This window comes from Neorhizobium sp. PAMB6716 (assembly GCF_058242805.1).
The window spans coordinates 2,129,892-2,149,215 of the sequence record NZ_CM177835.1; the positions used below are offsets into that span (position 1 = coordinate 2,129,892).

At 61.3% G+C, this 19,324-nt stretch carries 21 protein-coding genes; 17 read left to right on the forward strand and 4 right to left on the reverse strand.

Annotated elements, in window-relative coordinates; translation table 11 throughout:
* The first annotated feature begins 1 nt into the window (after position 1).
* From AC4CWH_RS10460 to AC4CWH_RS10485, 6 genes are all read left to right on the forward strand, one after another.
* Positions 2–259, forward strand: a complete 258-nt coding sequence (locus tag AC4CWH_RS10460) for a hypothetical protein (protein WP_491281966.1) — start codon at positions 2–4, stop codon at positions 257–259.
* Positions 260–385: 126 nt separating this feature from the next.
* Positions 386–1,120, forward strand: coding sequence for a hypothetical protein (locus tag AC4CWH_RS10465; protein WP_491318689.1), 735 nt, complete (start codon positions 386–388; stop codon positions 1,118–1,120).
* A 126-nt stretch (positions 1,121–1,246) separates the two neighbouring features.
* The gene (ygfZ, locus tag AC4CWH_RS10470; RefSeq protein WP_491318690.1) at positions 1,247–2,101 is read left to right on the forward strand and encodes a CAF17-like 4Fe-4S cluster assembly/insertion protein YgfZ; all 855 of its coding nucleotides are present in this window, start codon (positions 1,247–1,249) and stop codon (positions 2,099–2,101) included.
* A gap of 32 nt (positions 2,102–2,133) precedes the next feature.
* Positions 2,134–2,715: an HD domain-containing protein gene (locus AC4CWH_RS10475; RefSeq protein WP_491321405.1), complete on the forward strand. Its 582-nt coding sequence runs from the start codon at positions 2,134–2,136 to the stop codon at positions 2,713–2,715.
* Complete coding sequence (locus tag AC4CWH_RS10480; RefSeq protein WP_491318691.1) at positions 2,712–3,266, forward strand: tyrosine phosphatase family protein; 555 nt, start codon at positions 2,712–2,714, stop codon at positions 3,264–3,266. Before AC4CWH_RS10475 ends, AC4CWH_RS10480 begins: the two co-directional genes overlap by 4 nt.
* A gap of 61 nt (positions 3,267–3,327) precedes the next feature.
* Entirely contained in the window at positions 3,328–4,206 is an 879-nt protein-coding gene (locus AC4CWH_RS10485) for a mechanosensitive ion channel family protein (protein WP_491318692.1), read from the forward strand.
* A 53-nt stretch (positions 4,207–4,259) separates the two neighbouring features.
* Here the strand turns inward: AC4CWH_RS10485 and AC4CWH_RS10490 are convergent, their stop codons facing one another.
* From AC4CWH_RS10490 to AC4CWH_RS10500, 3 genes are all read right to left on the reverse strand, one after another.
* Positions 4,260–5,078 (reverse strand): ABC transporter permease, encoded by an 819-nt coding sequence (locus tag AC4CWH_RS10490; protein WP_491318693.1) that lies wholly within the window; start codon positions 5,076–5,078, stop codon positions 4,260–4,262.
* Positions 5,075–5,863, reverse strand: coding sequence for an ABC transporter ATP-binding protein (locus tag AC4CWH_RS10495; RefSeq protein WP_491318694.1), 789 nt, complete (start codon positions 5,861–5,863; stop codon positions 5,075–5,077). Before AC4CWH_RS10495 ends, AC4CWH_RS10490 begins: the two co-directional genes overlap by 4 nt.
* Before the next feature lie 272 nt (positions 5,864–6,135).
* Positions 6,136–7,167, reverse strand: coding sequence for an ABC transporter substrate-binding protein (locus AC4CWH_RS10500; RefSeq protein WP_491318695.1), 1,032 nt, complete (start codon positions 7,165–7,167; stop codon positions 6,136–6,138).
* A gap of 253 nt (positions 7,168–7,420) precedes the next feature.
* Here AC4CWH_RS10500 and AC4CWH_RS10505 point away from each other — a divergent pair, with 253 nt between their 5' ends.
* The 3 genes from AC4CWH_RS10505 to AC4CWH_RS10515 are packed head-to-tail and all read left to right on the forward strand — an operon-like array spanning position 7,421 to position 11,669.
* On the forward strand, positions 7,421–10,162 hold the full coding sequence (locus tag AC4CWH_RS10505) for a DUF2339 domain-containing protein (protein WP_491318696.1): 2,742 nt from the start codon (positions 7,421–7,423) through the stop codon (positions 10,160–10,162).
* Positions 10,155–10,817, forward strand: a complete 663-nt coding sequence (locus tag AC4CWH_RS10510) for an HD domain-containing protein (protein ID WP_491318697.1) — start codon at positions 10,155–10,157, stop codon at positions 10,815–10,817. Before AC4CWH_RS10505 ends, AC4CWH_RS10510 begins: the two co-directional genes overlap by 8 nt.
* Positions 10,818–10,826: 9 nt before the next feature.
* Entirely contained in the window at positions 10,827–11,669 is an 843-nt protein-coding gene (locus AC4CWH_RS10515; RefSeq protein ID WP_491318698.1) for an MOSC domain-containing protein, read from the forward strand.
* Positions 11,670–11,747: 78 nt separating this feature from the next.
* Here the strand turns inward: AC4CWH_RS10515 and AC4CWH_RS10520 are convergent, their stop codons facing one another.
* Positions 11,748–12,326, reverse strand: coding sequence for a LabA-like NYN domain-containing protein (locus AC4CWH_RS10520; protein ID WP_491281977.1), 579 nt, complete (start codon positions 12,324–12,326; stop codon positions 11,748–11,750).
* Between the two features lie 287 nt (positions 12,327–12,613).
* Between AC4CWH_RS10520 and rpoZ the strand changes: the two genes are divergently transcribed.
* The 8 genes from rpoZ to era all read left to right on the forward strand — a co-directional run bounded on the left by rpoZ (position 12,614) and on the right by era (position 19,289).
* Positions 12,614–13,027, forward strand: coding sequence for a DNA-directed RNA polymerase subunit omega (gene rpoZ / locus AC4CWH_RS10525; protein ID WP_491318699.1), 414 nt, complete (start codon positions 12,614–12,616; stop codon positions 13,025–13,027).
* Between the two features lie 134 nt (positions 13,028–13,161).
* On the forward strand, positions 13,162–15,399 hold the full coding sequence (locus AC4CWH_RS10530; RefSeq protein WP_491281979.1) for a RelA/SpoT family protein: 2,238 nt from the start codon (positions 13,162–13,164) through the stop codon (positions 15,397–15,399).
* Positions 15,400–15,533: 134 nt separating this feature from the next.
* The gene (locus AC4CWH_RS10535) at positions 15,534–15,686 is read left to right on the forward strand and encodes a DUF3563 family protein (RefSeq protein ID WP_491281980.1); all 153 of its coding nucleotides are present in this window, start codon (positions 15,534–15,536) and stop codon (positions 15,684–15,686) included.
* A gap of 61 nt (positions 15,687–15,747) precedes the next feature.
* A complete protein-coding gene (locus tag AC4CWH_RS10540; RefSeq protein WP_491321406.1) occupies positions 15,748–16,329 on the forward strand; it encodes a DUF2062 domain-containing protein in 582 nt (193 codons plus the stop codon).
* A gap of 34 nt (positions 16,330–16,363) precedes the next feature.
* A complete protein-coding gene (gene acpS / locus AC4CWH_RS10545) occupies positions 16,364–16,771 on the forward strand; it encodes a holo-ACP synthase (protein ID WP_491281982.1) in 408 nt (135 codons plus the stop codon).
* Positions 16,772–16,855: 84 nt separating this feature from the next.
* Complete coding sequence (gene lepB / locus AC4CWH_RS10550; protein WP_491281983.1) at positions 16,856–17,602, forward strand: signal peptidase I; 747 nt, start codon at positions 16,856–16,858, stop codon at positions 17,600–17,602.
* Complete coding sequence (rnc, locus tag AC4CWH_RS10555) at positions 17,602–18,318, forward strand: ribonuclease III (protein ID WP_491281984.1); 717 nt, start codon at positions 17,602–17,604, stop codon at positions 18,316–18,318. The genes lepB and rnc overlap by 1 nt, the downstream gene beginning before the upstream one ends.
* An 8-nt stretch (positions 18,319–18,326) precedes the next feature.
* On the forward strand, positions 18,327–19,289 hold the full coding sequence (gene era / locus AC4CWH_RS10560) for a GTPase Era (RefSeq protein ID WP_491318700.1): 963 nt from the start codon (positions 18,327–18,329) through the stop codon (positions 19,287–19,289).
* Positions 19,290–19,324: the final 35 nt, after the last annotated feature.

Sequence of the window (19,324 nt, forward strand, 5' to 3'; positions counted from 1 at the left end):
AATGCAGACAGCGCGCAACGACATCGACGACATGATTGTGCACGAGAAGATGCAGGCGGCGCTCGAATACCAGAATGAAGCCTGGGCCGACGGCCGTGCAGACGGCATCGAGCCGGAAATCATTGCCGACGCGGCCATCGCGCTTGCCATGCGGGAAACGATCCGCATGCATGGCGAAGACGGCGCGGAAGCCATGCTGGAATCGCTGCGGGCCCGCATGCTTGCCGGTGAATTTTCACCCGAGCGGACCGTTCAGTAAACGTCACGGGCTTGCACATCCAATGGCTTTAACTCCAAGGGCTGAATAAAATCACCTGCCGGATCCAAAAGTCTGGCGGATTAAACGGCCCTGACGCTCCAAGCCTGAAGAAACCGAGGCTTTTTCATGAAGACCCAAGCGGCGACAATTGCTCGCCCCTCCTCTCTGCAGATACTGCTGGCTGCGGCAGGTCTTGTGCTTGCCGTGACAACTGGCCCTCAAGGGGCTTATGCCCTTTCTGACACGACAGTCAGCCAGGCGGGCGATCCGCCGGATGCCACAAAGTCCGATACGGCACCAATGCAGGCGCCCGGCCCGCTGTTCAGCCCTCCCGCCAATGGCACGGCTGCCCCACCGGCCGTCGATTCCCCGGATGCGCAAGCCGCAGCCCCGGCGCCAGCCGAGATCATCCGCGATCTGGAACGCCTTCCAGAACCGGTGAAGGCCGCCCGGTCTGCGCTTGTCGAAGCCGCCGCTTCCGGCGAGTTCGAGCGCCTGCGGCCGCTGGTGCATTTCGACGCAGACCAGATGCGCCAGCTTGGCGCGGATGGTAGTGACGCGCTGGACGCGCTGAAAAGCCTGTCCGGCGATCCGGAAGGGCTGGAAATCCTCGCCATCATGCTGGATCTTCTGCAGACCGGTGCGGCCCGCATCAATGCCGGCACGCCGGACGAGATGTATGTCTGGCCCTATTTCGTCGGCAAGCCGCTGGATACGCTGTCAGCACCCGAGCGCGTTGAACTGCTGCGCATCATCACGGCCGGCGACCTTGCGGCGATGGAAGAGACCAACAATTACAATTTCTATCGCCTCGGCATCGCACCCGATGGCCAGTGGAAGATGTTTACCGGCGGCGATTGAACCGCGTTGCCGGCCCTTCCTGTCAAACCTCTCCTGATGCCAAATTGCCCTCTCCACCTTGCCGTTGCATTTTGAAAAATGCGAGCAGCACTATATGTCTGGCATTGAGAACCAGACAGGATTGCTATGACCACTGCCACTCTCCTGACCCGCAGCCTGATCCGCATCGAAGGCGCTGACGCGCAGTCTTTCCTGCAGGGCATCGTCACCACGGATATTGACGGCCTTGCCGCAGATGAGGCCCGCCCCGGCGCGCTGCTGACACCGCAGGGCAAGATTCTCTTTGATTTCATCATCTGGCGCACGGACGGCGGATTTCTGCTGGAATGCGACTCGTCGCTCTGCGAGGCCTTTTCGCGCCGGCTTTCCATGTACAAGCTGCGCGCCGCCGTGACCCTCACGCAAGGGCAGGCAGGCGTCAGCGTCACCTGGGGAGACGCGGCAGACTCTGCGGCAGGCATGACCGACATGGCGTTTGCCAAGGCCGGCATTCTCTTGAGGCGCGCGCCTGCAGGCCCGGACGCGGCAGCCGATGCGCCCGGCGAGGCCGCTTATGATGCCTTGCGCATCGAGGCGGGCCTTGCCAAGTCGGGCAAGGATTACGCGCTGCAGGACGCTTTCCCGCATGATATCCTGCTTGATCTCGATGGCGGCCTCTCCTTCCGCAAGGGATGTTATGTCGGCCAGGAAGTGGTGTCGCGCATGCAGCATCGCGGTACCGCGCGCCGGCGTCTGGTACAGGTTTCATCTGAGACGGCCCTGCCCTTATCAGGCACGGAACTGACGGCCGGCGGCAAGCCGCTTGGAACGCTCGGCACCGTGGTAGAAGGCAAGGCGCTCGCCATTGTGCGTACAGACCGGGTGGGCGATGCGCTGTCGCGCGATCTGCCGATCCTTGCCGGCGACCAGCCTGTCAGGCTCACACTGCCGGCCTGGACCGGACTTTCCTTCCCGTCCGACGCCGCCGAGGCAGACGCGTGACCAGCCTTTCTTCCGCGCGCGCCTGGCAGCGCATGTTGTCCGGTCGCCGTCTCGATCTTCTCGACCCCTCGCCGCTCGATGTGGAAATTGCCGATATCGCCCACGGCCTTGCGCGCGTGGCCCGCTGGAACGGCCAGACGCACGGCGACCACGCCTTTTCGGTCGCCCAGCACAGCCTGATGGTGGAAGAGATCTTTTGCCGGACGAACCCGGCCGCTTCGCCTGTGGACCTGATGATGGCGCTGCTGCATGACGCGCCGGAATATGTCATCGGCGACATGATCTCGCCCTTCAAGGCTGTCGTCGGCGGCGGCTACAAGGGGGTGGAAAAGCGCCTGGAAGCAGCCATCCACCTGCGCTTCGGGCTGCCCGCCCACCCGAGCCGCGACCTGAAGGTCCGCATTAAGAGGGCCGATACGGTGGCGGCCTTCTTCGAGGCAACCGAGCTTGCCGGATTTTCCGTAGCCGAGGCGCAGAAATTTTTCGGCCTGCCGCGCGGCATTACAAGCGACATGCTTGCAATCGAACCAATGGCGGCAACCGAAGCGCAGACGCGGTTCCTTGAGCGCTTCCATGCTCTGGATGCCCTGTGCCCGACCGGCAAGATGCCATGACCGGCATTGTTGTTGGACCGCTGGAAAAAATCGCCGAACTTGCCGTGCGCCACAAGGCGCGTGAAATGGTGAGCCTGATGGCTGAGAAGCAGAATTTTCACCGTCCCGGCGTCATTTCAGGGGATCGCCACCTGAAGCTTGCGATGAACGACATCACCTTTGCCGGCACCGGCAATCTGGTGGCGCCGAGCGAGCAGCATGTGGAAGAGTTGATTGCCTTTGTGCGAGGCTGGGACCGCGCGGCACCGCTCCTCATCCATTGCTGGATGGGGGTCTCCCGCTCACCGGCAGCCGCCGTGATTGCGGTGCTCGCGGTCGATCCGGATCAGGATGAATTTGTGCTGGCCGCACGCCTGCGCCAGGTTGCCCCGCATGCCACCCCCAATACGCGGCTGATCGAGATCGGCGACCGCGCCCTGCAGCGCAACGGCCGCCTGATTGCCGCGATCAAATCGATCGGCCGCGGGGCAGAGACGGATGGTCGGGCCACGTTCGTGCTGCCGCTTTACGCATCCGCGGACCAGCCCCTTCCCGCCTCGGAAAAAGCTTGACCTCGCCCCCTGCCGCGCCAGTTACCCCCTCTCGTCTGCTGAAGAAGGAGTAATTTCGGCCATGGAGGATCAGGCATCGCAATTGGTGGTGGCCACACAAGCGGCTTTGGCGCAACTTTCGGCGCTCGCTGTCCAATATTCGTTTTCGGTCGTTGGCGCGCTCTTGCTGCTGGTGCTTGGCTGGGTGGCATCGGGCCTGCTCAGCCGCTGGGCGCGGCGCGGGCTCGGCCGAATTCATGGCATCGATGCGACGCTGGCGCAATTCTTCTCCAACGTCATCCGTTATGCGGTACTGATTATCGTTCTCGTGATGGTGCTTGGCCAGTTCGGCGTTCAGACGGCCTCGATCCTTGCAGCCCTTGGCGCCATCGGTCTCGCCATCGGCCTTGCGCTTCAGGGCACGCTGCAGAACATCGCGGCCGGCATCATGCTTTTGGTGCTGCGGCCGTTTCGCGTCGGCGAATATATCGATACCGGCAGCGTAAACGGCATCGTGCAGGATATCGGCCTGTTTGCCACGGAGCTTAAAACCTATGACGGGCTTTACCGGCTGGCACCCAACTCGCTTTTGTGGAACGTGCCGGTGACCAATTACAGCCGTCTCTCCACCCGCATGCACGATTTCAAGGTTGGCATCGCTTATGAGGACGATATCGACCGGGCGCTCGCCATCCTTCTCGATCTCGCCACCAAGGACGAACGCGTGCTGAAGGATCCGCCGCCGTCCGCCTTCGTCATGGATCTCGGCGACAACGCGGTCATCCTTGCGCTGCGTTACTGGGCCAACAGCAGTGTGTGGTGGATGACATCCCGCGACATGACCAAGTGGACCAAGGAAGCCTTCGACGCAAACGGCATCAGCATCCCCTTCCCGCAGGTGACCTACCACCCCGCAGACACGAAACAGGATGACGCATCGCCGCCGCCAACGATGGTGTGAGGCGGCTCCCCCCTGACGGGAAGGCCGCGTCACGAGCGCCCTTTCCGGGTTCCTTATTGCGCCATTGTGGAGCGATGCGCCCAGCCGGTCATGCGGCGTTCCAGCCAGGCCATCAGCGCGTACATGACGATGCCTTCGACGGCGAGCATCAGCAGGCCGGCAAACACCAGGGGCACGTTGAACTGGCTTTGGGCCGAACTCATCATGTTGCCGAGGCCGTAATTGGAAGCGACCGTTTCCGAGACGACCGAACCGACGAAGGCGAGCGTAATCGCAATTTTCAGCGAGCCGAAAAAGTAGGGCATCGAGCGGGGAATACCGACCTTCAGCATGATGTCCATCTTGCGGGCACCAAGCGCGCGCAGCACGTCTTCCGTCTCCGGCTCGATGGTCGCAAGCCCGGTCGCGACGTTGACGACAATCGGGAAGAAGGAAATCAAAAAGGCCGTCAGCACCGCCGGCACCGTGCCGATGCCGAACCAGATAACGAGGATCGGCACCAGCGCCACTTTGGGGATGGCATTAAACCCGATCATCAACGGATAAAGCCCGGCATAGATGGTCTTCGACCAGCCGATGAAGAGCCCGATCGCAAGCCCCGCCACCACCGCAATCGCAAAACCAACAGTGGTTGTGTAGAGCGTCTGCAGCGAATTTTTCCAGATCGGCGACCAGTATTGCACGATGGCCTGAAACACCCGCGTCGGCGACGGCAGGATGGTGGGGGGCATGTCGAGCGCCAGCACCAGCCCCTCCCAGAGCACGAACAGCGCCAGCGTATAGAGGAAGGGTGCGGCGCGCACCCAGTTGATCCGCGCCGAAAGCGGCTTCTTCGGCAGTGTTGCGGCGGGGGTTTCGGTTACGCTCGTCATGCCACAACCCTCGCCTTGGCAATTTCACCGTGTAATTCATGCACCATATCGTTGAAATCGCTGTGGTACATGATGTCGAGGTCGCGCGGGCGGGCGAAGGGCACATGATGTTCCTTCAGAATGCGGCCGGGCCTTGCGCTCATCACGAAAATCTTGTCGGCCAGAAACACCGCCTCGCGCAGATCATGGGTGACCAGCACGATGGTGACGCCCTGGGCCGCATGCAGATCGCGGATGACACACCAGAGTTCTTCCCGCGTAAAGGCATCGAGCGCGCCAAAAGGTTCGTCGAGCATCAGAAGGTCCGGCTCATGGATCAACGCCCGGCAGAGATTGGCGCGCTGCTGCATTCCGCCCGACAATTGCCAGGGAAACTTTTGGCCAAAGCCTTTGAGGCCGACGGTTTCGAGCAGGTGTTCGGCCTTTTCAACGTATTCACGTTTGTTCGCTCGCAGGCGATGGCGGTGCCTCTCGACGATCTCCAGCGGTAGAAGAATGTTTTCGAGCGTCGTGCGCCACGGCAGCATGGTCGGGTTCTGGAAGGCCATGCCGACGATGGAGACCGGTTTCGTCACCTGAGCACCCGCCACCACCACGACACCCGCCTGCGGAATATGCAGGCCGGTGACGAGTTTCATCAGCGTGGATTTTCCGCAGCCGGAGGGACCGACAACGGCTGAAAACTCGCGCTTGTCGACGCACATGGTGAGGCCGGAGACGGCAAGCGTGCCATCGGCACCGCCATAGCGCATGTCGACATTATCGATGGAAACGAGGTGGGACAAAATAAGTCTCCTTGAACGACAACTTTGCCTTCTTCCCAGCGGGGAGAAGTGCCGAGCGTATGCGAGGCGATGAGGGGGCGACACGGCACAGAGTTGGCGCAAGGAGCCCCCTCATCCGCCCTTCGGGCACCTTCTCCCCGCGGGGGAGAAGGGAGATGCCGACACGCCCAGATCCTCGTTCAGGTAAGGGTTAGAGGCAGTGGTCCCCTCTCCCCGCATGCGGGGAGAGGGCCAGGGTGAGGGGCAGCCCGTTAGGGCAATATGCGCGCCCCTTAAGGCAGCATGCGCTCGGCCTTTGCAGGCAGGAAGCTCGCGTCAAACACCTGCTCGGCCTTCACCGCGCCCTTGAGCCCCATCGACACTTTCAGCGTCTCGATGGAGGCGGCAAGGCGGGTCGGGTCAATGCCGCCAAAACCGTTTGCGACCACATAAGGCGTCTTGATGTTCATGGCATTGGCCATGTTGAGGCGTTCCAGTTCGATGGCGCTGTCGAGCGTTTCGTTGCGCTTGAGGACTGCGGCAACACCCTCTTCAGGCTTGGCGACCGAGGCAATAAAGCCCTTGGTGAGCGCCTTGAGAAAACCCTTGACGGCCTCGGGGTTCTTCTGGGCGAAATCGGAGTTCACCAGAACGGCGTTGCCATAGAGGTTGAGGCCATGTTCGGCCATCAGGATGGTGGCGATATCCTCGTCCTTGATGCCCTGCTTCTTGAGGTTGAGGATGACCGAGAAGGCAAAACCGAAGACGGCATCGACATCACCCTTGGCGAGCATCGGCTCACGCACCGGAAACCCGATCGATTCGATCTTGATCTTGCTGTCATCGATCTTGGCGACCTGCTTGAAGGCCTTCCACTGGGCAAAGGCGCCATCCGGCGGCGGTGCGCCGAGCTTCTTGCCTTCCAGCGATTTCGGATCGGTGGTGATGCCGAGCGACTTGCGGCCGACAACCGCAAAGGTCGGGCGCTCATAAACCATCATCACGGCCTTGATCTTCTGGCTCGGGTCCTCATCGAGGAATTTGATCAACGAGTTGATATCGCCAAAGCCCATCTGATAGGCGCCGGTCGCCACGCGCGGAATGGCCTCCACCGAGCCATTGCCGCTGTCGATCGTCACATCGAGGCCTTCCGCCTTGAAATACCCCTTGTCGAGCGCCAGCAGGAAGCCGGCGGCAGGGCCTTCGAATTTCCAGTCGAGCGTGAACTTGATGGCCGTATCGGCAAGCGCCGGCGCGGACAGGCCGGCGGCAAGTGCAAAGGCTGCAATAGCCGGAAGCCGGGTAAAGAGGCGGCGCGTGATCATGAACTGTTTCCCCCTGGACTGATGCTGATGCGCGCCATCAAAGCCACTCTTGGCCTCGCACGCAAGTCAAAATTGCACAGAATATGACCACAATAAGTCTAATGACTAAAATAAAGACATATGGTCGATATAGAGGCAAGTCCTGCCGAAGATTTAACCTCGAAGCGCCGATTGTCCGACCTCGGGACTGCGACCTTTCCTTTGCCGCGGCTGCACCGATATAAGCAGACCCAAACCATATGGCGGAGCATTCATGCTGGAACTTTTATTTCTCGTCCTGCTGCTGGCGCTCGTCGTATCACACCGGCGGCTGGCGCAGCGACTGCAGGTGCTGGAAAAGAGTGTCACGGCGCTGCGCGAGGCCATGGGCGGCGATGCTGTGCCGCTTGCCGAGACAGCCTCTCCCGCCCTGCGCATCATGAACGACAAGGACGAGCCGGCTCCGGGGCAGACGCAAACCTCCCAAGCGCCTGAAGAGCCCGAGGTCGCGGAGGATGAAGGGGAGCGCATTCAGGAAGCCCCGGCAACACCTGGCGTTGCAAAACCGCGCGAAAGCCTGGAAAGCCGGCTTGGGGCGCGCTGGACGGTGTGGGTCGGCGGGCTGGCGCTGGCGCTCGGCGGCGTTTTCCTGGTGCGTTATTCGATCGAAAGCGGGCTGATTGGCCCGAAAACCCGGCTGCTGCTGGCCACCCTGTTCGGGCTCCTGCTGGCGGCCTTCGGCGAGATCCTCAGGCGCAGATCCTTTCCGCAGCGCCTGGAAGCCTTCTCCAATGCGATGATCCCCGGCATACTGACGGCTGCCGCCAGCGTGACGCTGCTGGCAACCATTTATGTTGCCTACGGCGTCTATGCGTTCATCGGCCCCCTGCCCGCCTTTTTTCTGCTGGCAACCGTCTCGCTTGCAACGCTTGCGCTTTCGCTGCTGCACGGACAGGCGCTGGCCGGCCTTGGCCTTGCAGCCTCCCTTGCCACGCCTGCGCTGGTGACGACGGATGCGCCGGATATCATGGCATTGTTCGGTTTCCTCTCCATCGTCTGGCTTGCCGCCAATGGGGCCGCGCGCCTGCGCCGCTGGCACATGCTGCCGATCCTGTCCAATGCCGGCCTGTCGCTCTGGGTGATTGCCTACTCGCTCTATGCCGATATGCGCGATCCGTTTCCGCCGGGCATCGCGCTTCTGGTGATGATTGCCGGCTCAGCTTTCCTGTGGCCCGGCCGCCTGTTTGACGACATGGCCGACGCCCCGGCCCATGCTGCCGGCAGGTGGCAACGCATCCGCCATCTGCTCGGTCGCCGGCCGCGTGGCATCATGCTGTCGGTCTCGCTTGGCACGCTGCTTTGCGTGATGACGCTTCTTGCCACCAGCAACGGATCAAACGGCGACCCGATGCTGATCTTCGTTGCGGCAACAGGCATGCTGGCAAGCCTTGGCGCAGGCCGCAGACCCGGCGCCTGGCCGGCATTGTTTTCTGCCCTGGCTGCCGTTTGGGGCACGGCTCTCTTGGCCCTGATGAACCTCAGTGGCGGCCTGTCCGAACCGCTGATCGTCACCGGCACCGCAAGCTGGCTCCCCTCGCCGGGCACCACCGTGCTTGGAGGCCTTGTTCTTGCCGCCATCCTTGCCGCCTGCGGCCTGCTGTTCCAGCACCGCCGCGGCCGGCAGGACCGGGACATGGCCGTTGTCTGGGCCGTGATCGTGGCCATCGTTCCGGCAACACTCGCCACCATCACCTTTCTGACCGAAGGGGCGCTCGGCCGCGACTGGCTGCATGGCGGCTTTGCCCTGGCACTCGGCCTTGCCATCCTGTCGACCGTCGAGCGGACGGAAAAACCACAGACGCAAAGCTCGTCCAGCGTGCTTGCGCGCGACATCCTCATTCTGGGCTCGTTCGGGGCCTTCACGCTCTGCCTGCACACGCTGACCCACGGTCTTGTCACCACCTTGGGCATTGCCATGCTGGGCTTTGTCTACGTTCTTGCAACGCGCCTGCGCCCCTGGCGTGGCCTGCCGCTGGTGATGGTTGCAGCAACCCTGGTGGTGATGGCGCGCATTGCCTATGAGCCGACCATCGTTGGCCCGCTGCATCTCTCCACCACGCCGGTCTTTAATGCGCTGCTGCCGGGCTACGGTGTGCCGGCGCTGCTTCTCGTGGCTGCCTGCTGGCACCTGCGCCACTGGCCCGGCCGGCGGGCGCTTAACGCGCTGCAGGGACTTGCCGCCCTGATCGGGCTGCTGACGCTTGCCATTCTGGTGCGCCATGCGGCTTCCGGTGGCGTTCTGGATGACCGGGTGCCGACGCTTGGCGAGCAATCCATCTATACGCTGCTGACCATCGGCCTTTCAGGCGTGCTGATGACGCTCGACATCAAAAGCCCGAGCCGCGCCTTGCGTTATGGCTCGATGCTGGCGGGGGTGGTTGCCACGCTCAATGTGCTGTCACTGCATCTCGGCGCGCTCAACCCGTATTTTTCCGGCGAAAACACCGGCAGTTGGCCGTTCCTCAACCTGCTGGTGCCCGGTTACCTGCTGCCGGCGCTCGCCTATGGGGGCCTTGCCGCTTATGCACGGCAGAGACGGCCCGCGCCCTACGTGACCATGCTTGCAATCACCGCCGCCATCCTCGGCTTTGCCTGGGCAACGCTGTCGGTACGCTGGTTCTGGCAGGGGGAAAACATCGCCTCCTGGAAGGGCTTTTTCGAGGGCGAGACCTACACCTATTCGGTGGTCTGGCTGCTGATCGGCGTCGGACTTCTGGCGGTCGGTTCCTGGCGCGATCTGCGCAGCCTGCGGCTCGTCTCGGCGGGCCTGGTGCTGGTGGCGGTGCTGAAAGTGTTCCTCATCGACATGGCCAATCTCGAAGGCATTTTACGCGCGCTGTCCTTCATTGGTCTGGGCGGCGTTCTGATCGGCATCGGGCTTTTCTACCAGCGCATTCTGGCGCAGAAGAACCGCAAAGAGACCGTCTCCGAATCGGAAAAAGCGGCTGATGCCTGAGGGAAACGTGAACCCCATCGTGGCGCGTTTTGCGCCTTATGAAACTCTGGCCGATACGCTTCTGCACCATGCGGTGCAGGAGGAGGATGGCGCCCACGATATCGCCCATATCGTGCGCGTGTTCCACAATGCCCTTCGCATCCAGGCGCAGGAGGGCGGCGACGGCGAAATCCTTGCCGCGGCCGTTCTGCTGCATGATTGCGTGTCCTTGGCCAAGAACCATCCCGAGCGGGCACAGTCGTCCCGGCTTGCCAGCGAAAAGGCAAGCGACATCCTGGCTGGATTGAACTGGCCACCAGCGCGGATCGAGGCGGTGGCACATGCCATCCTCACCCACAGTTTTTCGGCGGGCCATGCGCCACAAACGCTCGAGGCAAAAATCCTGCAGGATGCCGACCGGCTGGATTCGCTTGGTGCCATCGGTATTGCCCGCACCTTCTATACGGCCGGCCGCATGGGCTCAAAACTCTACGAGCCGGCCGACCCGAAAGGAGAGCACCGCGCGCTGGACGACAAGGCCTTTTCACTCGATCATTTCGAGACAAAGCTGCTGCGGCTGGCCGATGGTTTCCAGACGCCGACCGGCCGGCACCTTGCCGGCGAACGACACCAGCGGCTGGCCCAGTTCCGCGATCTGTTTCTCGACGAAATCTGAGGATTTTCCATGCGCGTCTCCGCCCTCAACATCTTCCCCTTAAAGAGCGGGCGCGGCATCTCGCTCCGCGAAAGCCCGATCGATGCCTGGGGCCTTGGCCATGACCGACGCTGGATGGTGACCGATCCATCCGGCAGTTTCATCACGCAACGGCAGCTGCCGGCGCTGGCGCAGATTTCGGCAACACCCGGCGCGCATCTGACCCTGTCGATGGAAGGCCAGCCGCCGCTCGCGGTCACGCCGCCACCGGTTGATGATCGCATGGATGTGACGATCTGGGATCAGACGGTGAGTGCCGCCGTGGCCGACACCAGGGTCAACGACGCCCTGTCGGCCTTTCTCGGCCGCCCGGTCAAACTGGTCTATTTCGACGCGCAGTCGCGCCGAACCGCAAGCGCAGACTGGGCAGGCCCCGGCACGCCGGTCGCCTTTGGCGATGGTTATCAGGTTCTGGTGACGACGACCGGGTCGCTGACCGCGCTCAATGCCGACATGGCAGCCCATGGCGAGGAACCGGTCGGCATGGACCGTTTTCGCGCCAATGTGGTGATCGACCATGACGAGCCCTTTGCCGAGGATGGCTGGGGCTCGATCGAGATCGGCGGCGTCGTGCTTTATCTCGTCAAACCCTGCGCGCGCTGCATCATGACGACGCAGGACCAGCAGACGGGCTCACGCGACGGTGCAAGCCCGATGCCGGCCATGGGCCGCATCCGCATGTCGGCGGACCGACGGGTGCCGGGACCGCTGTTCGGCTGGAACGCCGTGCCGGTGGGTTCGGGAACGATTGCCGTCGGAGATGCCGCAAAAGTCCTCGACCGGCGCGACACCTGGCCGATCAAGCGCCGCTGACACCTTTCCCACCGCGCGTGCGGCCCGGCGGGAAAGGCGCATGAACGCCTGGACGTTGCCTTCAACCGATGTCGGCGATCAGGCCTCTGCCTGCTCGGGTGCCGGTTCCACCGGGCGCTGCACGCGCTCGGACGGATCGCGGCCGATTTCGGCCTTCAGCGAGATGAGGTCGATGAAGTGATCCGACTGGCGGCGCAGGTCGTCGGCGATCATCGGCGGCTGGGTTGCCATGGTCGAGACGACGGAGACCTTGCGGCCCTTGCGCTGCAGCGCTTCCACCAGCGTGGTGAAATCACCGTCACCGGAAAACAGAACCAGGTGGTCGACAGTTTCCGACTGTTCCATTGCATCGATGGCAAGCTCGATATCCATATTGCCCTTCACCTTGCGGCGGCCCAGGGAATCGGTAAATTCCTTGGCAGGCTTGGTCACGACCTTATAGCCATTATAATCCAGCCAATCGATCAGCGGCCTTATGGACGAATATTCCTGATCCTCGATCAGCGCCGTGTAATAATAGGCGCGCAGCAGATAACCGCGCTTCTGGAACGCCTTCAGCAACTTGCGGTAATCGATATCGAATCCAAGGCTACGCGATGCGGCGTAAAGATTGGCGCCATCAATAAAAAGGGCAATTTTTTCCCGTGGGTCAAACATGGTTTCCTCCATTCATTCTCAAAATGTTTTTGAACTGCCAGCCTCTCCCCAGGCGCCCCCATCTTAAAAAAAGGGGCAGGCTGCTCTCTTACATTACCATATCTTCATATACGAAGTGTTTAATTCACGATTCGGCTTTATCCAAGCGATTTCGCCTAGTTATCCATAGAGATTTGGTCGTAGACACCATCACACACAAGGGCAGACGAGGAAAAACTTGAATTCCTCGCCCATTGCCTGTATCCGGCGTCCTAATCACATGAATACCGATCGCAGAAGGACAGGCAATGGCCCGCGTCACCGTAGAAGATTGCATCGACAAAGTCGATAACCGTTTCGAGCTGGTGCTGCTCGCCAGCCATCGTGCCCGCCAGATTTCGCAGGGTGCCTCGATCACCATCGATCGCGACAACGACAAGAATCCGGTCGTTGCGCTGCGCGAAATCGCCGACGAAACCCTGTCGCCCGACGACCTCAAGGAAGACCTGATCCACTCGCTGCAGAAGCATGTGGAAGTGGACGAGCCCGAGCCCGATCCGTCGACGATGATCTCGGCCAATGCCGGTGCCTCCGCCGGCGCCGAAAAGGGCATGGACGAAGACGACCTGCCGGAAACGCTGACCTTCGACCAGATGACGGAAGAAGATCTTCTCGCCGGCATCGAAGGCCTGGTACCGCCGGAAAAAAGCGACGATTACTGAGGGATCAAAGACGATTACCGATCGTCAATGATCTCGCCATAATCTTGTTGTCTGCATAATGATGGCTGCGCCAATCTCACGGTTGGCGCGCCTTTTTCTTTTTGTTCCGGCTTGTTCAAAGGATCTTCCACAGCATGATGCGGCAATACGAGCTTGTCGAGCGGGTCCAGAAATACAAGCCCGATGCAAACGAGGCTCTGCTCAACAAGGCGTATGTCTATGCGATGCAGAAACACGGCCAGCAGAAACGCGCGAGCGGCGACCCCTATATTTCGCATCCGCTGGAAGTGGCCGCCATTCTCACCGAGATGCATCTCGACGAGTCGACGATTGCCGTCGCTTTGCTGCATGACACGATCGAGGATACGACGGCCACGCGGGCTGAAATTGACGAACTGTTCGGCGAGGACATCGGCCGCCTGGTCGAGGGGCTGACCAAGCTCAAGCGGCTGGATCTCGTTTCGAAGAAGGCCAAGCAGGCGGAAAACCTGCGCAAGCTTCTGCTCGCCATTTCCGACGATGTGCGTGTACTTCTGGTCAAGCTTGCCGACCGCCTGCACAACATGCGCACGCTCGAGCATATGCGCGACGACAAACGCGCCCGCATTTCCGAAGAAACCATGGACATCTATGCGCCGCTGGCCGGCCGCATGGGCATGCAGGACATGCGCGATGAGCTGGAAGATCTCTCCTTCCGCTACCTCAACCCGGAAGCCTATGAGACGGTGACCAACCGGCTGGCCGAACTGTCGGCTCGCAACGAAGGCCTGATCGCCAAGATCGAGGACGAGTTGCGCGACCTGATGGTGGCAAACGGCCTGTTGAACGCCACCGCCAAGGGACGCCAGAAAAAACCTTATTCCGTCTTCCGCAAGATGCAGTCGAAGTCGCTGTCCTTCGAACAGCTGTCGGATGTCTATGGCTTCCGGCTGATCGTCGATGACGTGCCAGCCTGTTACCGAGCGCTTGGCATCGTCCACACACGCTGGCGCGTCGTGCCGGGGCGGTTCAAGGATTATATCTCGACGCCGAAGCAGAACGATTACCGCTCCATCCACACCACGATCGTCGGCCCGTCGCGCCAGCGCATCGAGCTGCAGATCCGCACCCGGCGCATGCACGACATTGCCGAATACGGCATTGCCGCCCACAGTCTCTACAAGGATGGCGAGGGCGGCGAACCGGGCGAACTTCTGTCACGGGAAAGCAATGCCTATTCCTGGCTGCGCCACACGATTGAAGCGCTCGCGGAAGGTGACAATCCGGAGGAATTCCTCGAGCACACGAAGCTCGAACTGTTTCAGGACCAGGTGTTCTGTTTTACGCCAAAGGGCAAGCTGATTGCGCTGCCACGCGGGGCAACGCCGATCGATTTTGCCTATGCCGTGCACACCAATATCGGCGACACCACGGTCGGCGCCAAGATCAACGGCCGCATCATGCCGCTGGTCACCCGGCTTGCCAATGGCGACGAGGTAGAGATCATCCGCTCGGGCGTGCAGGTGCCGCCGGCGGCCTGGGAAGAAATCGTCGTGACCGGCAAGGCGCGCTCGGCCATCCGCCGCGCCACCCGCATGGCCATCCGCAAACAATATGCAGGCCTTGGCCACCGCATTCTCGAGCGTACCTTCGAGCGCGCCGGCAAGGCTTTTTCACGCGAGGTTTTGAAACCTGCGCTGCATCGCCTCGGTCAGAAGGATGTGGAGGATGCGATCGCATCGGTCGGACGCGGCGAGCTGTCTTCGCTCGACGTGCTGAAGGCTGTCTATCCGGATTTCAAGGATGAACGCACGACCATCAAGCCGGCTGCCGACCAGGGCTGGTTCAACATGCAGAGCGCATCGGGCATGATGTTCCGTCTGCCCGGTGCAGAACGCACGGCGCATGACGCAACGAAGGCCGCGGGCGAGATCGATGGCCCTGATCCGCTGCCGATCCGCGGGCTCTCGGGCAATATGGAAGTGCATTTCGCCCCCGCCGGTGCCGTGCCGGGAGACCGCATTGTCGGCATCATGGACGAGGGAAAGGGCATGACCATCTACCCGATCCAGGCCTCTGCGCTGCAGCGGTTCGACGACCAGCCCGAGCGCTGGATCGACGTGCGCTGGGATCTCGATGCCGCCAACAAGCAACGGTTCTCGGCAAAGGTCGCGATCAATGCGCTGAACGAGCCGGGGACGCTTGCCACCATCGCCCAGAAGATCGCCGGTCTCGACATCAATATCCGCACCATGACGATGGGACGGGTGGCGGCAGATTTTTCCGAGCTTGCGTTGGAAATCGAGGTCTGGGACCTGCGCCATCTCAACCAGCTTCTGACGCAGTTGAAGGATCTCGACTGCGTGTCTACGGTCAAGCGCGTCTACGATTGATCACCTGTTAAGCACTGCGGCAGGATGATGTCCTGCCGCTATGCACTACACGCACGGCTGATGAGGGAAGGTCGCGTTGGTGGAAAGGTCTGGCATCGACTATATGTTGTGCAACGCAACATTAGGAGATAACAATGTTCAAGCCGCTTCGCACCATCGCCCGCGCCCTTCGCGCTCCCTCTGTTCAGGATCGTGAAATGGCCTATCTGAATGAATCGCACGATGCGATCGAACTCGAATATCGCATGCGCCAGATCGACCGCGGTATGTTCCGTAAGGGCCTCTGATCGCGCAAGCGAAGCGCCGGGCCCTGCCGGCAAGGACCGGTAGTCACTCATGCGCGCTTTCATGCCGTTCAGTTTCTTGAAGAAAGCTCATCCCGCCCCTTCCCGCGGGTTGAAGAACAGACGACGCAAAGGCCTCTTGCGGACCCTGCGTTATGTCAGGGCAAGGGCCTTGCGGATGGGTGGTTCACCGCATGCGGTCGCAGCGGGTCTGTCTATCGGCCTGATGTCGGCCTGGACGCCGTTTTTCGGCTTTCACATTGCCATGGCGCTGGCCATCGCCTTCCTGCTGCGGGCAAGCCTGATTGCCGCAACGCTTGGCACCGCCTTCAGCAATCCGCTGACCATTCCCTTCATTCTGCCGATTACCTGGCAGATCGGCCATGAAATGCTTGGCCGCGAGCCCAGTGCCGCCACCTCCACGGCTGACCTTCTGCATCTGCTTGAAGGTTTTCACGTGCGCGAACTGTGGCGGCCGGTTTTCGAACCGCTGGCGATTGGCGCACTTCCTCCCGCGATTTTGACTGGCCTTTGCTGCTATATCGCCACTTTTGTGGGGATCAGAAGGTATCGTGCCGCACGACGGGCAAATTTCGTCGCGCGCCGCGAAGAAGCCGCAGCGGTCGATACGCAGAGTGCGCCCTGACATCTCGGTCAGACTGGCAGCAGGGAGAATGGGCATGATCATTGGCATGGGCAGCGACCTGATCGATATCAGACGGGTCGAAAAATCCATCGAGCGCTTCGGCGAGCGTTTCACGCACCGCTGTTTCACCGAAATCGAACGCAAAAAATCCGACGGGCGCAAGATGCGCGCCGCCTCCTATGCCAAGCGCTTCGCCGCCAAGGAGGCCTGTTCGAAAGCGCTCGGAACCGGCCTTGCGCAGGGCGTGTTCTGGCGTGACATGGGCGTCGTCAACCTGCCCTCGGGAAAACCGACCATGGCGCTGACAAATGGCGCTGGCGAGCGGCTGAAAAGCCTTCTGCCTCCCGGCCATGAAGCGGTTATCCACCTCACCATCACCGACGAATTTCCCTATGCGCAGGCCTTCGTGGTCATCGAAGCCCGTCCGGTCGTTGCGGCCTGAAAAGGCCCGCACGGTCAAGGCCATTGCCCGCATGGGGTTAAGAGTTTAGAGAAGCGCAAAACGCTGGAAACGAAAGACGCACACGTGGCAGAACGAACCGAAAAGAAGCAGAACGCCCTTTGGGAAAATATCAAGGTCATCATCCAGGCGCTGCTGCTTGCCATGGTGATCCGTACCGTGCTGTTCCAGCCCTTCACCATCCCCTCCGGCTCGATGATGCCGACCCTGCTCGTGGGCGATTATATCTTCGTCAACAAGTTCGCTTACGGTTATTCGAAATATTCGCTGCCGTTCTCGCCGAACCTGTTTTCTGGCCGCGTCCTTGAGTTTTCGCCGCCCAAGCGTGGCGACGTGATCGTCTTTCGCCTGCCGACAGATCCGGACGTGGATTACATCAAGCGCCTCGTCGGCCTGCCCGGCGATCGTATCCAGATGATCAACGGCGTGCTGCACATCAACGGACAGCCGGTGCCGAAAATGGCCGATGGCAGCTTTACCTCCGATTATCGCCTGGATCCGGGTGCCGACGTTCCGGTGTTCCGCGAGACCCTTGATAACGGCAAGACCTACGACACACTGGACCAGTCGCCCGTCTCGCGCGGCGATAACACCCGCGAATTCATCGTGCCCGAAGGCCATTATTTCTTCATGGGCGATAATCGCGACAACTCTCTCGATAGCCGCTTCGATGTGGGTTATGTTCCCGCTGAAAACCTCGTGGGTCGCGCCAGCGTGATCTTCTTCTCGCTCGGCAACGATACCTCGTTCCGCGAGATCTGGAACTGGCCGGCCAACATGCGCTGGGATCGTCTGTTCAAGGTGGTCAACTGATGAAGCCGACATCGCTATCCGGGGAAGAACGCCAGAGGCTTGAGAAAGTCATCGGCCATGCTTTCTCGGACAAGCAATGGCTGGACCGCGCGCTGACCCATGCCAGCACCGGCAGCGCAAAGGTCGCCAACTACGAGCGCCTGGAATTTCTGGGCGACCGGGTTCTCGGCCTTTGCGTGGCCGAAATGCTGTTCACGACCTTCCGCAATGCCACCGAAGGCGAGCTTTCCGTGCGCCTGAACCAGCTGGTCAGCGCCGACAGCTGCGCAGGCATTGCCGATGAGCTGGGCCTGCACGAATTCATCCGCACCGGCGCCGACGTGAAGAAGCTCACCGGCAAGCGCATGCTGAACGTGCGCGCCGACGTGGTGGAAAGCCTGATTGCCGCACTCTATCTCGATGGCGGCCTGGAGGCGGCACGCGGTTTCATCCTGCGTAACTGGCACGACCGGGCGACCCGTGCCGATGCCGCCAAGCGGGATGCCAAGACCGAGCTGCAGGAATGGTCACATGCCCGTTTCGGCACCACGCCGCTTTATACGGTTGACGATCGCTCCGGCCCGGATCACGATCCCCGCTTTACCGTGACCGTGTCAATCAAGGGCGTTGCCCCTGAAACCGGCGTCGAACGCTCCAAACGCGCAGCCGAACAGGTGGCGGCGACCAAAATGCTCGAACGTGAAGGCGTGTGGCAAAAGCCCGCCAACGAAGGCTGAAGGACTTTATGACCGAAGAAGACAACATTCCCGCCGAAGACGCCGTGGCCGAAGTTGAGACGCCCGTGGTCGAGCGCCCGACACGTTCCGGTTTCGTGGCGTTGATTGGTGCCACCAATGCCGGCAAGTCGACGCTGCTGAACCGGCTGGTCGGCGCCAAGGTGTCGATCGTCAGCCACAAGGTGCAGACGACACGCGCCATCGTGCGCGGCATCGCGATCCATGATCGCACCCAGATCGTTTTCATGGATACGCCCGGCATCTTCAAGCCGCGCCGCAGGCTGGATCGCGCCATGGTGACCACCGCCTGGGGCGGCGCCAAGGACGCGGACCGTATCATGCTGTTGATCGACAGCGAGCGCGGCATTCGCGGTGATGCGGATACGATCCTGGAAGGCCTGAAGGACGTTTATCAGCCAAAGATCCTGGTTCTCAACAAGATCGACCGGGTGCGCCCGGAAGACCTGTTGAAACTGGCGCAGATTGCCAATGAGAAGGTTGCCTTCGAGCAGACCTTCATGATTTCGGCAACGACCGGATCGGGCTGCACGCACCTCATGGATTATCTGGCCAAGGAATTGCCGGAAGGACCGTGGTATTATCCGGAAGACCAGATTTCGGACCTGCCGATGCGCCAGCTCGCCGCCGAAATCACCCGCGAGAAGCTGTTCCTGCGCCTGCACCAGGAGCTTCCTTACGCCTCCCACGTCGAAACCGAAAAGTGGGAAGAGCGCAAGGACGGTTCCGTGCGCATCGAACAGGTGATCTATGTCGAGCGCGACAGCCAGAAGAAGATCGCGCTCGGCAAGAACGGCGACGCGATTAAGGCAATTTCCACCGCATCACGCAAGGAAATTTCCGAAATCCTCGAGCAGCCCGTCCATCTCTTCCTGTTCGTGAAGGTGCGTGAAAACTGGGGCGACGACCCCGAGCGTTTTCGCGAAATGGGACTGGAGTTCCCAAAAGGCTGATCACCCGACCTTGCCGTGCCGATCTGGCTTCGGCG